The 12,319-nt window shown below is 67.1% G+C and carries 12 protein-coding genes and 4 pseudogenes; 2 read left to right on the top strand and 14 right to left on the bottom strand.

Annotated features, from left to right (window positions below):
* From ABZ070_RS30245 to ABZ070_RS30235, 3 genes and pseudogenes are all read right to left on the bottom strand, one after another.
* A partial coding sequence (locus ABZ070_RS30245) for a helix-turn-helix domain-containing protein (RefSeq protein ID WP_356638520.1) occupies window positions 1–186 on the bottom strand: 186 nt, incomplete at its 3' end.
* Window positions 187–224: 38 nt separating this feature from the next.
* A complete protein-coding gene (locus ABZ070_RS30240) occupies window positions 225–992 on the bottom strand; it encodes a ParB/RepB/Spo0J family partition protein (protein ID WP_356638519.1) in 768 nt (255 codons plus the stop codon).
* Window positions 989–1,369: pseudogene (locus ABZ070_RS30235) on the bottom strand (ParA family protein); the annotation flags it as partial. The gene ABZ070_RS30240 and the pseudogene ABZ070_RS30235, both read right to left, overlap by 4 nt.
* A gap of 512 nt (window positions 1,370–1,881) precedes the next feature.
* On the opposite strand from ABZ070_RS30235, the gene ABZ070_RS30230 reads away from it, so the two are divergent.
* Window positions 1,882–2,085 (top strand): cold-shock protein, encoded by a 204-nt coding sequence (locus ABZ070_RS30230; protein WP_356638518.1) that lies wholly within the window; start codon window positions 1,882–1,884, stop codon window positions 2,083–2,085.
* Between the two features lie 296 nt (window positions 2,086–2,381).
* Here ABZ070_RS30230 and ABZ070_RS30225 read toward each other — a convergent pair whose 3' ends face one another.
* The 11 genes and pseudogenes from ABZ070_RS30225 to ABZ070_RS30175 all read right to left on the bottom strand — a co-directional run.
* A complete protein-coding gene (locus ABZ070_RS30225; RefSeq protein ID WP_356638517.1) occupies window positions 2,382–2,762 on the bottom strand; it encodes a DUF6009 family protein in 381 nt (126 codons plus the stop codon).
* The gene (locus tag ABZ070_RS30220) at window positions 2,759–2,911 is read right to left on the bottom strand and encodes a hypothetical protein (protein WP_356638516.1); all 153 of its coding nucleotides are present in this window, start codon (window positions 2,909–2,911) and stop codon (window positions 2,759–2,761) included. The genes ABZ070_RS30225 and ABZ070_RS30220 overlap by 4 nt, the downstream gene beginning before the upstream one ends.
* Window positions 2,908–4,458, bottom strand: a complete 1,551-nt coding sequence (locus ABZ070_RS30215) for a phage/plasmid primase, P4 family (protein ID WP_356638515.1) — start codon at window positions 4,456–4,458, stop codon at window positions 2,908–2,910. Before ABZ070_RS30215 ends, ABZ070_RS30220 begins: the two co-directional genes overlap by 4 nt.
* Complete coding sequence (locus ABZ070_RS30210) at window positions 4,455–5,531, bottom strand: bifunctional DNA primase/polymerase (RefSeq protein WP_356638514.1); 1,077 nt, start codon at window positions 5,529–5,531, stop codon at window positions 4,455–4,457. The genes ABZ070_RS30215 and ABZ070_RS30210 overlap by 4 nt, the downstream gene beginning before the upstream one ends.
* A 566-nt stretch (window positions 5,532–6,097) precedes the next feature.
* Window positions 6,098–6,586 (bottom strand): acyl-CoA dehydrogenase family protein, encoded by a 489-nt coding sequence (locus ABZ070_RS30205; RefSeq protein ID WP_356638513.1) that lies wholly within the window; start codon window positions 6,584–6,586, stop codon window positions 6,098–6,100.
* On the bottom strand, window positions 6,568–7,041 hold the full coding sequence (locus tag ABZ070_RS30200; protein WP_356638512.1) for an acyl-CoA dehydrogenase family protein: 474 nt from the start codon (window positions 7,039–7,041) through the stop codon (window positions 6,568–6,570). The genes ABZ070_RS30205 and ABZ070_RS30200 overlap by 19 nt, the downstream gene beginning before the upstream one ends.
* Before the next feature lie 705 nt (window positions 7,042–7,746).
* Window positions 7,747–8,384: pseudogene (locus ABZ070_RS30195) on the bottom strand (ABC transporter ATP-binding protein).
* Between the two features lie 251 nt (window positions 8,385–8,635).
* Window positions 8,636–9,157, bottom strand: coding sequence for a copper chaperone PCu(A)C (locus ABZ070_RS30190; protein WP_356638511.1), 522 nt, complete (start codon window positions 9,155–9,157; stop codon window positions 8,636–8,638).
* 58 nt (window positions 9,158–9,215) lie between these two features.
* Window positions 9,216–9,623 (bottom strand): annotated as a pseudogene (locus tag ABZ070_RS30185) (HAD-IC family P-type ATPase); the annotation flags it as partial.
* 1 nt (window position 9,624) lies between these two features.
* Window positions 9,625–10,092, bottom strand: a complete 468-nt coding sequence (locus ABZ070_RS30180) for a hypothetical protein (protein WP_356638510.1) — start codon at window positions 10,090–10,092, stop codon at window positions 9,625–9,627.
* Window positions 10,093–10,451: 359 nt separating this feature from the next.
* Window positions 10,452–11,407, bottom strand: a pseudogene (locus ABZ070_RS30175) (heavy metal translocating P-type ATPase); the annotation flags it as partial.
* Between the two features lie 449 nt (window positions 11,408–11,856).
* Between ABZ070_RS30175 and ABZ070_RS30170 the strand changes: the two are divergent.
* Complete coding sequence (locus ABZ070_RS30170) at window positions 11,857–12,189, top strand: hypothetical protein (protein ID WP_356638509.1); 333 nt, start codon at window positions 11,857–11,859, stop codon at window positions 12,187–12,189.
* Window positions 12,190–12,319 lie beyond the last annotated feature (130 nt).

Raw genomic sequence — 12,319 nt, 5'->3', positions numbered from 1 at the left:
CCCGTCCTGGCCCGCCTCCTGCCAGGCCCGCCGCCACCGCTGGACCGACCGGACGCTGACCCGTAACTCCTTGGCGATCTCCGTACTGCCCCGCCCATCGGCGAACATCCCGACCGCGTGCAACCGGAGCCGCTCACGAAATGCCTGCCTCTCCACGGTCAGACCCCCGCCCTGCGGATACCTCATCCAACCGGCTTACCTCGACGATCACCAACCGTCAGCCCCTACGACAAGACGACTTCAACGTCAGTAGCGGGCGTCTTGGCCCGCTCTGCCTTACGTTGCTGTTTCTTCTCGGCAGCCTGCCGCGCTCGGGCGTCTGCCGTCGCGCGCTGCTCATTCGGAGAGAGTTTGCCCAATCCGCGGACATGCTCGACCTTGCGGCGACCTGCTTCCAGGTCGGCCTGAAGGGCGGGTTCTAGCTCGAGCAGGGACAGCCGCTGTGAAATGTAGGGCTGTGTCACGCCGAGACGCTTCGCGGCTTTGTGCTGCGATCCGTAGAACGCGACCAGCGTCTTGAGCGCCTGAGCCTCCTCAAGATCGGAGAGATTCTCTCGCTGGGCGTTGGCTACGAACGCAGCTTCCAGCAGCGCTTCATCGGTGGAGACTCGGGCATCGTCGACGGAGACCTTTATCTCCGTCAGGCCGGCTTGGCGGGCCCCCTCGAGACGACGGTGGCCGTCGACCACCACGTATTCGGCGCCTGAATCCAATTCTGACGCTCGCTCAGGCCTGTCTCGCAGGTACGCCTCGACCGACGCGACTGTGATCGCCTGGATCTGGCCTACTTCAAGGAGGCTCGAGGCCATACCCGAGAGGTCGCCGAGGCTCTCGCGTGGGTTATCAGGGTTCACGCTGATCTGGTCGAGCGGCAGCAGACTTGGATCGCCTCCGCCGAAGGCGGCGTCTGTCAACTGCCGACGCACACTGCGGGCTTGGCCAGCCCGCGCCAACGAGGAGGAAGCTCCGAGCTGATCCTTCTTCGACGTCATGAAATCTCCCTCGCGATCTGCCTCATGAGCTCGGACTGATCACTGTGTGGGGCGTATGCGAGAAGTGGCCGACGCATCCGGACAGCTTCGCGCTGCTCTTTGAGGTCGCCGATGACGGCGAGCACACGCGGGTCTCCGATGTTGCGCCATTCCTGCAGCGAGGACGTGGCAACGTAACCGCGGCGGCCGTCGTACAGGTTGACCACGAGGCCCAGGTATTCGATCTCCAGGCGCAGACCGTCGCGAAGGGACTCGATCTGTTCGGCGAGCATCGTGTACGCGGTGGCCGAGGTGTCTTCGGCGAGGACTGGAATGACCATTCCTGAGATGGATGCTGCCTCGCCCTGACGGCGCCTGCCGAAATAGATGGCTGCGTCGGTCGGGGTGGTGAGAGCCAGCAGGACAGGTGCCGTTCGTTCGGGGATCTCGCCACGCTACGCTTTCCTGCCGTCCCGCAGACCGCGACGCGTTCCCGGATGGGTTGTGAGCCTGCCCCAGGCGGCGGCCTGAGTCCTGGCTCAGAGCCCGCCCCACCGCGTCACCCGCTGAAATGCGCCGCCGACCGGCCCTGAATCGGGCCTTCGCCTCGGCAACCGTGCGGCGAGCGAGTGGTGCGCCCCCGCCGGTGAAGCCCATCGCAACGATGATTGTGTCCCGCCGAGTGGTGTAGGGGATCAGGGCAATCGGAAGGCGCTCCGCCACTCCTGCCGACCTCGTCATCGAGAAGGCTCCCATCCCAACCCGGCCTCCGCGCAGAAACTCGCCCATCAAGGGGAAGCTTCACATCACCTATCTGTGATGGCATGTTGGCGGCACAGAAAGCCGGGCAGCCGTGACGATCACCTCGCACGCCCGACACGGGCCCTCCGCACGAAGGAGAACAAACACGATGGCTACCGGCACGGTGAAGTGGTTCCCCCCGGAGAAGGGCTTCGGCTTCATCACCCAGGCAAGCGGCGGCCCGGACGTGTTCGTCCACTATTCGGCCATCGCCATGACCGGATTTCGCGAGCTCACCGAGGGGCAGAAAGTGCAATTCGAGGTGATCCAAGGGGCTACGGGGCCCAAGGCGGAAAACGTCATCCCCGCCTGACCTCTCTTGCGCCAGCGCGCCCAGCGGTCGGGACGCGGCGCTGCCCGGGGACCTGGTGACCCCGGAGGGCGCCCGGTTCTCGGAGCTGGAGCGGTTGCGCCGGCCGCCGACACGGACGACGGGCACGGCGTTCGCCCGGTCGCTGGAGCGGGTCCATGAGATCGGCGCGCCCAAGGTCGTGCTCGACATCGACTCCACCACTGGCTACGTCGTATGCCAATCACAGGGCCGACCTTATCCCATCGCAAGCCGGGGCCAGCCAGTGTCTGGTAAACCTCTGGCTCCGCGTGCCTACATCAGGAGGGAACTATCTCGTTCCTTCGCTTCCCTTGGGAACGAGGAGTTTTTTCCCCGACGCGACGTGGCCTGATGGTCCGGGGGTCGACGGCTTCACCCGGTGCGCCTTCCTTGTAAAGGCCCTCCGGTTCGTTGGGGCGGTCATGAGGCAACAGGAAGAAGGTGCGGCGCTGGAAAAGCCCACTGTCCGGATTGGCCTCGGCGTCCTTGTCGAGCTCCGCGTAGCCGATCATGCGTCCGTCACGGGCATAGCGCGGCTTCCCGCTGCGGCGGGCGCTCTTGTCGAGCGCCTGACGGACATAGTCGAGGTTGTCGGGGTCTTCCAGCCACACCACGTTCGCCTCGTGTACGAGCTGGCTTTCGTGCAGCAGCGAGCTCATGGACGCAGCTCCTTGTCGGTGAAGTGGCGGTGCGGGTGGCGGGTCGTGACGTGGATGACGCCGATCGGTCCGAAGTGGGCGATACGCTGACGCGGGTCTCCTCCATGGTAGGACGATGCCCAGGCGCTAGACAGGGTGCCTCGTGTCATGACCGTCCACCTGCCGGCCCGTCGGAGCGGATGGTGTCGTCGTTAGAGAGCAGGGCGAGCGCGGGGTAGTACTTCTTGCCGCTGGACTTCAGCATCTCCGCAGGGGACGCCAGCCCCACCTCCTGCCGGATTCGGCCGGCGAAGGCACGAGCAGTATCGGCTCTGATGCCTTCGGAGCTGCACCATCCGGTGTAGGTGGCGTAGAGCAGACCTTGTTCCACGCGCAGGTCGCCAGTGTCCGGGCCCTGGCGGACGCAGCACTCGGCCAGGAACCTGCCGATGTGATCCTCGGTCGTCTCGTACGCCGCGGTGGCCAGGCGTACGGAGGCAGGTCCGGTGAGAGAGTCCCGAGTGGTGAGATATCGGATCGCCCCTTGGATCAGCCAGTGCAAGATGCCGGGGCCTTCCTCCTGGACGAGTTCACCGGCCAGATTGTCGATTTTCCGTTCGGCGGGGACAACACGTTCGAAGGGGATGAGGCGGATACGGCGCCAGAAGGCGTGGCCGCCGGTGCCGACCTCGGGCTGGTGGTTTCCGAGCAACCAGAGCTTGTGGGTCGGAGTGAAGCTGAAGTAGTCCTGTCGCATCCTGCGGGCCTTGATCTTGTCTCCCCCGGTTAGGAGCTTGACCCGCGCCTCGTCGAACTTGTCGTTGGGTTTGAGCTCGCTGCAGACAAAGATGCGGCGGCCGTGGAGCTCGGTCAGCTCTGTGGAGTGCTCGGAAAAGTTGCCCTTGTCCATCAAGAAACCGGGCGGGGCCGCGTCGGCGTAGTCCCCCATGACTTGGATCATGACGTCCAGCAGGACGGACTTGCCGTTGGCCCCCTTGCCCCATAGGAAGGGCAGGACCTGCGCGCCAACGTCGCCGGTGATGGAGTAGCCCAGCAGTAGGTGTAGGAAATCGATCATCTCCTGGCCCTTGGCGTCGTCACCGAAGGTGTCGTCGAGGAAGGCGTGCCAGCGTGGGGTGGGCATGGCCTCGGGGGCCACGTTGGTGGCACGAGAGTGGAGGTCACGCAGGGGATCGGGCTTGTGGAGACGGCCGTTGCGGAGGTCGGCGACGCCCGCGGGGGTACACAGGGCGTAGGCATCGCCGTCGAGGACGTCCGGCGCGAGGCTGAGTGCGGGTGCAGCTTTGGCCTGATGGAGCAGGGCCTTCATGCCGCTGGTTGACATGGTGCGGCGGCGGTGCTGGGCGATCTCCCGGTCGCTGAAGATGCCGCGTGGGTCCGTGGCGGCCATCTGCTCGGCCATGTCGCCAGCGGCCCACAGGGCTGCCTTCTCGCCGCCCACACGCTTCCACCGAAACTGGTCCCAACAGTACCAACCGAGGCCCTCCACGTGGCGGAACTGGTCACTGTAGAGCTGAGCGAACAGTTTGGCGTTGCCCCGGTCGGTGAGCATCGGCGGCAGTAGTACTGGGCTGTGGTCCGCGGCAGGGGGCTGGACTTGCTGAGGGGGGACCCAGACAGGGGCGGAAGCCTCAATGTCGAGCATCTGCTGAGCGGCAGCGTTGGCATCGAAGCGTCTGCTCTCGGCGCTACTCATGCGAGTCCTTTGGGGTGGAACGGGCGGCTAACGCCTGCGGAAAGGGCTGCGTCGATGATCGTCTCACTGCGGCGGGTCTGGTGGGGACGAGCATAGTGAGCGGCTTCTGTCAGCTCTTGGCGGGCTTCGGCCTGGTTGAGGTAGCCCGCGCCAACAAGTCCGCCGGCCGTGTAGGCAGCGCGGTTGAGCTTCTCGGAGAAGCTTGCTCCCTCCGCTTGAGTGGCGCACTCGTGAACGGCCTTGATGAGTGGCTGTAGAAGTGCCTGAGCTGCGCCGGTACGGGGGCGGAGGCCGCTGTTGTGTGGGTGCGGGTCCGGGGCGGGCGACAGTTGGATGACGTGGCCGGTGCGCGTTAGTTCAGCTGCCAGCCAGGCAGGGAGTGGTGCGGGTTCGCGTATGGGCCCGAGGGGCGTGTAGACGCCAGCGGAGGTACGGGTAGCGGGGGCGACGATGTATCCGCCGTGCGCCCGTACGTCCACCTGCCAGGCTAGGGCTGTCTTGGGGCTAGACCCCGTGGACGAACGGTAGCGGACGCGAGGTTCAGGATTCTGGTACCAGATGTGCAGTCCGCCGGAGGGGGTGCGTACGCGCAGGGTTGTATCGTCTTCGGCTGGGTTCTTCTCCTGCCGGTAGGCCGCGAGGAGAGCCAGAGTGTCGAAGCCGGAAGCAAGTCCGTCGAGGTTCACCTCGTCCGGGATGCGGACGCCCGGCAGGAGGCGCTCACGAACGGGCACTTGGGCGCTATGGGCGTCGACATCGAGTACGACCAGATGCGCCGGACCGCAGGAAACAGCGACGCCTGCCCGGGGCTCCCTGGCCCACCACGAGTCGATCAGGGCGAAGTCGGTGGTCGCGCTGTAGAAGCCGTGGCACCACAAGCCCCGAGCGTGGCAAGGACACTGCGAGGGGTCGTGTGAGCGGGTTCGGCAAAGCTCGCAGTTGGCGATCGGCGTCTTGCGCCCAGGGGCGAGGGGATGGACGGGCCATTGACGGCCTGCGAGCCAGCGTGCGACGTCCGCAGGTCGCGGCGGCTGCGCGACTCTGGGGAAAACTGCGTCGGCGTGGGGCTGCACTGTTGTCTGTCCGTTCCTCTTGTCCGGTCGGGGTTGGTCCCTCGATCCGGGGCCAGCTTTTTAGCTGGTCAGGCTGCCGCCGAGACGGAATGAGGGACTGAAGGGACTGACTTTCCCTTATAGGCGGCCGAGCCTAGCGTAGGGATTCCCGACTCTGCGGGAGGCATGAGTACTTACTCAAGACCAGTCCCTTCGGTCCCTGAGTCCCTCTCCTGAAGCACTGGAGCGAGTGAGGGACCGAAAAGGCTCCAGAGACTGTCGGGCCCTCGGGCCCCTCTCGGCCCCTCACTCGTTTATGCAGGTCAGCGACTTGGAACCATTCAGGGAGGGACTGAAGGGACCCAGTTTTCTAGTTATGAGCGCACCAGAGACAGGCAGGCAAAGCTCGTGTGCGTGTGCATACACGCGCGCACACGCAGCTGGATAAAAGAACTTCCGGTCCCTTCAGTCCCTCCGGTCCTTAGCACATCGTTCTGACCTGCCCCTTTGTTGAGGGACTGAAGGAAGAACGTGCCGAAGAGCCGCCCACGTAGGCACTTCCGGTCCCTGGTCGGTCTTCCGTGGCTCTACCCCTGATAGCCACGCAGGGCCCAGCGCGCGACGGACGTAATGTGCAGTTCGTCCGGCCCGTCGAGGATGCGGGCGGCGCGGCTGGTACGGAAGAGTGCGGGCAGGGGGGTGTCGGGGCCCAGTCCGGCACTGCCGTGGATCTGAATAGCCGCGTCCGCCACCTGCTGGAGCATCCGGGGGGCGGCCCCCTTGGACAGGCCCACTTCGATGCGTGCGTCCAGTCCGGCGTCGATCCGGGCCACGGCTTCGTGGACCAGCGGGCGTGTGGTGCGCAGAGCAAGCAGCGACTCGAAGATGTGCTGCTGGACCAGTTGGTGGTCGGCGAGCGGTCCTCGGGAGCCGGCGCGGGTGTTGGCGCGCTCGCACATGAGGTCGAAGGCCCGCTGGGCCTGACCGAGCCAGCGCAGAGTGCGGCCCAGTTGGAGGCGTTCCCTGGCGATAGCGAGCGCCTGCCGCTGCTCGCCGATCAGGTGGTCTGCGGGCACGGTGACACGGTCCAGCTCGATCTCCGACTGCCCGCCCGCCGAACACGGGCATTTTCGCGTACGACGCGGAAGCCGGTGGAGTCGGTGGGGACCAGGAGGAGGGAGAGCCCTTCGCGGTCGGGAGGTGCTCCGGCGGTGCGGGCCAGGACGGTGACCAGGTCGGCGTCGGCGGCTTGGGAAGTGAACCACTTACGGCCGCTGACGGTCCAGCTTCCGTCCGTCTCCTGGATGGCTTGGGTCCTGGTCATGAGGGGATCGGTCCCTGGGACGTCAGGTTCTGTCATCGCGTAGCAGGTGCGGAGTTCTCCGGCCGTCATCTGCTTGAGGTAGAGGTCACGTACGCGGGCGCTGCCGTGGCGCTGCAGCATGGTGACGTCCAGCAGGGGAGACGAGCCAAGAGCCGCCGGCCCGTGGTCGCTTGCTCCCTCGGCTTCGGCCACCTGAGCGTATTGCAACAGGGAGCTCCGCGGGCAACGGCAGAGCCCACAAGCCCTCCTCCTTTGCCAGGGTCCGCAGGTCCAGCATCGCGGCTGCAGCAGAGGGCCACCGGCATTGAGCACGGGTTCGCACGGCATCACCCGGCTGCGTACGAAATGCGTCACCCGAGCCCGCAACTCCGCTGCCCCGAGCGCGTATTCCGGGATTTCGGCCTGTACCTGGCCTTGGCTCTCCACCACTTTCCTCCAGTTTGCCGGGAACCCATGGGAACGGCAGTCCGACTGCCTCTCCGTGGAACTGGTCGAGCGCGCCCGCTCCCGGGTTCCCGCGCCACACATTCCGATGCGCCGGCCACCGCCGCGCCAGGAGAGGAGAGGCATGGCCTCACCAGTCACCACGCAGATGGTCCGGCCACTCGACGGACTGCAGTTCGACACGTCGGGACCACGCGAATTGACCGGCCTTGTCGCCGAGCACTGCGGCTCCTGGGAGCCCGTACGCACCCGGTGCCCGATGCGTCGGCAGACGCCCGGACCGCGCGGATCGTGCTGGCTGGCGGCGGTTACCTCCCTCATGAAGCACAGGTCACCTGGGCGGCGGCCCCGGTGAGCGGGATCATCGACAAGGCGCCCGTGCAGGCCGCCACCGGCGTCATGGCCGTGCACGGCAGACGAGACGGTGAACCGCCTGGAGAAGTTCGCCGAGGTCGGTGGTGGCGAGGGTCACCGGACCTCCCGCAACCGGCCGGCGGCATCTCCAGTAGCCGGTCGTAGCGGTCTCGGCCAGTGCCCGGTCATGCGTCACGACGACCAGCGTTACGGGCAGGGAGGTGAGGACTTCTGCCGCCTCTTCCTGTCCAGCGAAGTCCAGGGCCGCGGTAGGCTCGTCGGCCAGGAGTACTCCGGCGCCGGCGGCGACGCAGCCGATCGCACGGGCGAGGTACATCCGCTGCAGCTGGCCGCCGGAAAGGGTGTGAAGGGGCCCGCACGGCGAGTGCCCCGACACCCAGCCGGGTCGCGGCTTCGGAGGCTTCTGCGGGAGCGGTGCTGCTGGCGAGCAACTCGTTGCCCAGAAGGGGGAATCGGCCAGCTGCGTTTTTCTGCGGGATCCAGGCACAGGCCCGCCGCCGCCAGGCCCATTCAACCAATGTACGCGTGTCCCGGCCGCCGACCATGATCGTGCCCCTCACCTGGTGGTGCAGGCCGAGGACGGTGCGGAGCAGGGTGGTGTTGCCCGATCCGTTCGTCCCTGTCAGGGCCACTCGCTCACCGGCCGCGATCTCCAGATCGACGTGAACGATGGCCTCGACCCTGCTGTGGCGGCAGACGACCTTCCGCATGCGCACATCCAGCCCGTCCATCACACACCCCTCGCTCGTCCGAAGCCGCGCGGGTACGACGTCATGTCCCGCCCTCCCACTCGGCAGTAGTCGGATGAGGGGAGCGTCAGGTTCCCGTGAACCGGCGACTGTTTCCGGTCGCGGTGCACCTTCGGACGGGTCGGGTCGACGAGCGGAGTGTGTCTGCGGAAGTCAGACAGTGGCAGCGACGTCGTAGCCGGCGAACGGGGAGGGTGGGTCCTGGATTCTCTGCCGGCCGGCAAGGTCGCGAATCAGGTGCCGGGCCGGACCACGACCGCCACGGATTCGATCCGTCCACCGTGGCGGAAATGCAGAGTGAACGGGACAGTGTCGCCCACCTGCCAGCGGGCCTTCACGGTCACCATCACCTCCAGACTGCTCGGCGACATGACCAGCGTGTCGCCTGCGGGGATCTCCGCCGAGTCGACCATGCGCATGAAATCGGCTCCGCTGCCCGCACTCTCGTGCCGGCTGAGCATGGCCTCCTCGATGGCAGAGGATGTCACGGCGGTCAACCGGTCATCGGTCCCGCCGTTGTTGGAGATCCTGAAGAACGCCGCAGCGGTTTCGCGGTCGCCGTAGGGCAGGAAGATCCGCGCGTCGCTGACCTCGATCCGCGGGGGCTGCCAGCCGCACCGGACGCGGTCCAGATCGTCAGTCCGCCCAGAGCCGCTCCGGCGGCGATCGGGGCGAGCGCGGCGGAACCCGTCGCGCAGGCGCCGACGGCTCGGCCTCCAGCCCTCCGCCGTTGCCGACGGAATGGAATCGGTCATCGCTGAACGCCTCCTCGGGCGGGGCGGGATCCGGAGCGCATCGGGCGTGAGGGCTGGAGGCGCGCAGGCGCAAGCTGTTGCCCACCACCAGAAGGGAGCTCGCGGACATCGCAGCCACGGCGACCATCGGGTTGAGCCACCCCACTGCGGCCAGCGGCACGGTGACTACGTTGTAGCCGAACGCCCAGAGGAGGTTGACCCGGATCGCCCCCAGAGTGCGCCGGGCAAGGCGCACCGCGTCGGTGACCGCCTTGATGTCGCCGCTGACCAGGGTCACATCGGCTGCCCCGATCGCCACGTCGGTGCCGCTGCCCATGGCGATACCGAGATCGGCGCTGGCAAGTGCGGCGGCATCGTTCACGCCGTCACCGATCACGGCGACCTGACGGCCCTCGTCCTTCAGCCGCCGCACGAGGGCTGCTTTGTCCTCCGGGGTGCAGCGGGCATGCACCTCTGTGATCCCGAGGTCAGCGGGGCCACTTCTCCGGGGTGCTACTGGTAGTGACCTTGCAGACAGCAGGCTTCCCAGGAGCAGGGGACTTGCCCTCGGCTACCACCCGGACACCGTCGAGCAGGATCCGGCAGGAGGCGGTCGTGTTCTCGGCCGGGGTCACCTCCACGAAGGCGTCCTGTCCCGTATTGACCAAGACGCTCGAGCTCCAGGGAAGCTGTGTGGGACCGAGCCGCTCGTCGCTGACGTCGGACCTGTACCGGTCCGGGTTATGCCGGTAGCGCACGGCGGTGGCCTGCGGGTCACCGCTGAGGGCAGTGCCTTCATAGGTGAGGTCCCAGGCCCCACCCACCCATTCCTTGATCTTTCCCATGTTGTTCGCGGCCCACAGGACCCCGCCGGCCAGGAGCGCGACCGCGACACCGGCGGCAACGAGGATGCGCCCACCCAGGGAACGGCGGCGTGACTGCTGCGGAAACGTCATGGTGACCTCTGTACTGGTGTGGTATCTGCGGTGCCCTAACTCTCCGTGTAACGATATTCGTAGCGAGTGCGGTGAGCAGTCGGCGGGATGGTGGATTCCCGTCTCAGCCTCTGGTCGGACGGGTGCAGTGCCTCGTGAGACTTTGCGTGTACGCAGCCAAAGAGGTTGCTGGTGCTGGAGAGCGATGGAGGCAGACCCGCAGGCTGCCGTCACCGCGTGCGTGGCGATCCTGGTCGTCGCCTGTCCCTGCGCCCTGGGACTGGCGCCCCCCACGGCTCTGCTGGCCGCCACGGGCCGTGGCGGCCAGCTCGGCGTCCTGGTCAGCGGGCCTCAGGCGCTGGAGACCGACACCGAGCCAGAGCGCGCACGACGGGGACGAAGACCCCTGCCACCGTGTCGGCCAAGCGCTGGGCGGGAGCCTTTCCCGCCTAGGCCTCGGTGACCATGCGGGCGAGTTGGGTGTCCGCTCCACCCCGTCGGTGGCCACCCGATCACCGGGCCGGACGACGAACTCCTGGCCGATCCGAAGCTGGTCGATCGGGATCCGCTGCTCCTGCCCGTTCTCCCGTACAGTCACGTCCTTGGCGGCCAGCCCGGCCAGGGACCGCAGCGCCTGCCCCGTACCGCTGCGTGCGCGTGCTTCCAGGAAACGCCCGGTCAGGACGAACAGGGGTACGCCGACGGCTGCTTCCAGATAGACGTGTGCGACGTCTCCACCGGCGGAGGGGAGCAGGGGGAAGGGCATATGCCCGCCTGGCTCACCCGCGCCGCCGAGGAACAGGGCGTAGGCGGACCAGGAGAACGAGGCGATGACACCGAGCGAGACCAGCGTGTCCATGGTGGCTGTCGAGTACCGCAGGCCGCGCGCCGCTCGCAGGTGGAACGGCCATGCGCTCCAGACGACCACGGGAGCAGCGAGCACGAAACACAGCCACTGCCAGTTGTGGAACTGCCGGGCAGGAACCATGGACAGTACGAGGACAGGCACCGAGAGCAGCGCGGTGATCAGCAGGCGTTCGCGCTCCTTCCGCGCCTCGTCCTCCTCCGGATCCGACGGCCGTGCGTCTTCCTGTGGCTCGGGCGGTAAGGGAAGTTCCGCCGTGTATCCAGCACGTTTGACAGTCGCGATGAGGATTTCCGCGGTGATGTCCAGGGGATGGCTCACCCGGGCCTGCCCAGTGGTGGGGTTGACCGTGGCGGTGACACCGTCGAGCTTGGCCAGTCGCTTCTCCACCCGGTTCACACAGGCTGCGCAGGTCATGGCGCCACGATCAGATCGGTGGACGCGAGGGCCGCTGATCGCTTCCGTGGTCATCGTTCACTGCCCGAGTGCATGCCGCCCATGCCGCCGTCTCCATGATGCTCGGAGCCGTCGTCGGAATCGGTGCCGGCGGAGTGCATGCCCGGTGCGACCGGACCGACCGCTGATCCGATCCCGTACGACACGGCGAACATCACCGCGAGGAGCACCAGAAAACCGGTCAGTGCCGGTGGTGGCGCCCATCGGCACAAGGGCGCCAAGGACCGGTGAGGGTCTGCTGCTCATCTGCCATCGCCGCTCCAGAGACGGGGCCCGCGCCGGTGTCTTCGGGCCGGGGGAGGAGTGAATCGTGGGCCTGGGCCGAGAGCTCACTCGGGCTCACGGTGGTCAGGCTGGCACGCCGGGAAGCCTCGGATTTCTCGTTCCGGGCCCGTGCCAGAGTGACACTTCTCCCGTCCTGTCACGGGAACCCGAGGAACCGCGCACACGACAACCTCTCGCCCATGGCAGCGAACCTCCGCCTCGTACGCGGCACCGGCCACATCCTCGACGTGCTCGACGTCCTCCAGCGCGACCGCCTCGCGCTGCGCATCCACGACGGCGCGTTCTCCTCCATGGACCTCACCGCCCGCCACCCGCGCACCGGAGAGCTATTGTCCACCGTGAAATTCATGGTGCAGACCCTCGCCGCCGCCGGCGAACTCCAGCGCGACCTCCAACGCGAGCTGACCTACGACGGCCTAGGGGCCGCAGAGGCCAAGGGCAACAAGGGCGGACGCCCCGTTATGTTTTTCGCGGTCCTGCAACGGGGCCGCTGGCCTCCGGGCCCGGTATGACTGTGTCCCCTCTGTCGAACGGATGACCTGGGGGGGGTGTCGCCGGGTCCGTGGGGTGCCGTCGGAGACGCTGATGAGAGACCCGGCCACCGCCCGGTCCGGCGCAATGCCGGGCAGCCTGCGGGCGGCA

The organism is Streptomyces sp. NPDC006283 (assembly GCF_040613325.1).
GTDB lineage: Bacteria > Actinomycetota > Actinomycetes > Streptomycetales > Streptomycetaceae > Streptomyces.
The sequence above is the reverse complement of the archived record's forward strand: the minus strand, read 5'-3'. Positions and strand labels throughout refer to the sequence as shown.

Excerpts from the sequence above, each read along its gene's own strand:
- ABZ070_RS30230 (WP_356638518.1), top strand. The coding sequence starts at position 1,882 with ATGGCTACCGGCACGGTGAAGTGGTTCCCCCCGGAGAAGGGCTTCGGC.
- ABZ070_RS30170 (WP_356638509.1), top strand. The coding sequence starts at position 11,857 with ATGGCAGCGAACCTCCGCCTCGTACGCGGCACCGGCCACATCCTCGAC.
- ABZ070_RS30190 (WP_356638511.1), bottom strand. The coding sequence starts at position 9,157 with ATGACCGATTCCATTCCGTCGGCAACGGCGGAGGGCTGGAGGCCGAGC.
- ABZ070_RS30180 (WP_356638510.1), bottom strand. The coding sequence starts at position 10,092 with ATGACGTTTCCGCAGCAGTCACGCCGCCGTTCCCTGGGTGGGCGCATC.
- ABZ070_RS30215 (WP_356638515.1), bottom strand. The coding sequence starts at position 4,458 with ATGAGTAGCGCCGAGAGCAGACGCTTCGATGCCAACGCTGCCGCTCAG.
- ABZ070_RS30220 (WP_356638516.1), bottom strand. The coding sequence starts at position 2,911 with ATGACACGAGGCACCCTGTCTAGCGCCTGGGCATCGTCCTACCATGGA.
- ABZ070_RS30240 (WP_356638519.1), bottom strand. The coding sequence starts at position 992 with ATGACGTCGAAGAAGGATCAGCTCGGAGCTTCCTCCTCGTTGGCGCGG.
- ABZ070_RS30225 (WP_356638517.1), bottom strand. The coding sequence starts at position 2,762 with ATGAGCTCGCTGCTGCACGAAAGCCAGCTCGTACACGAGGCGAACGTG.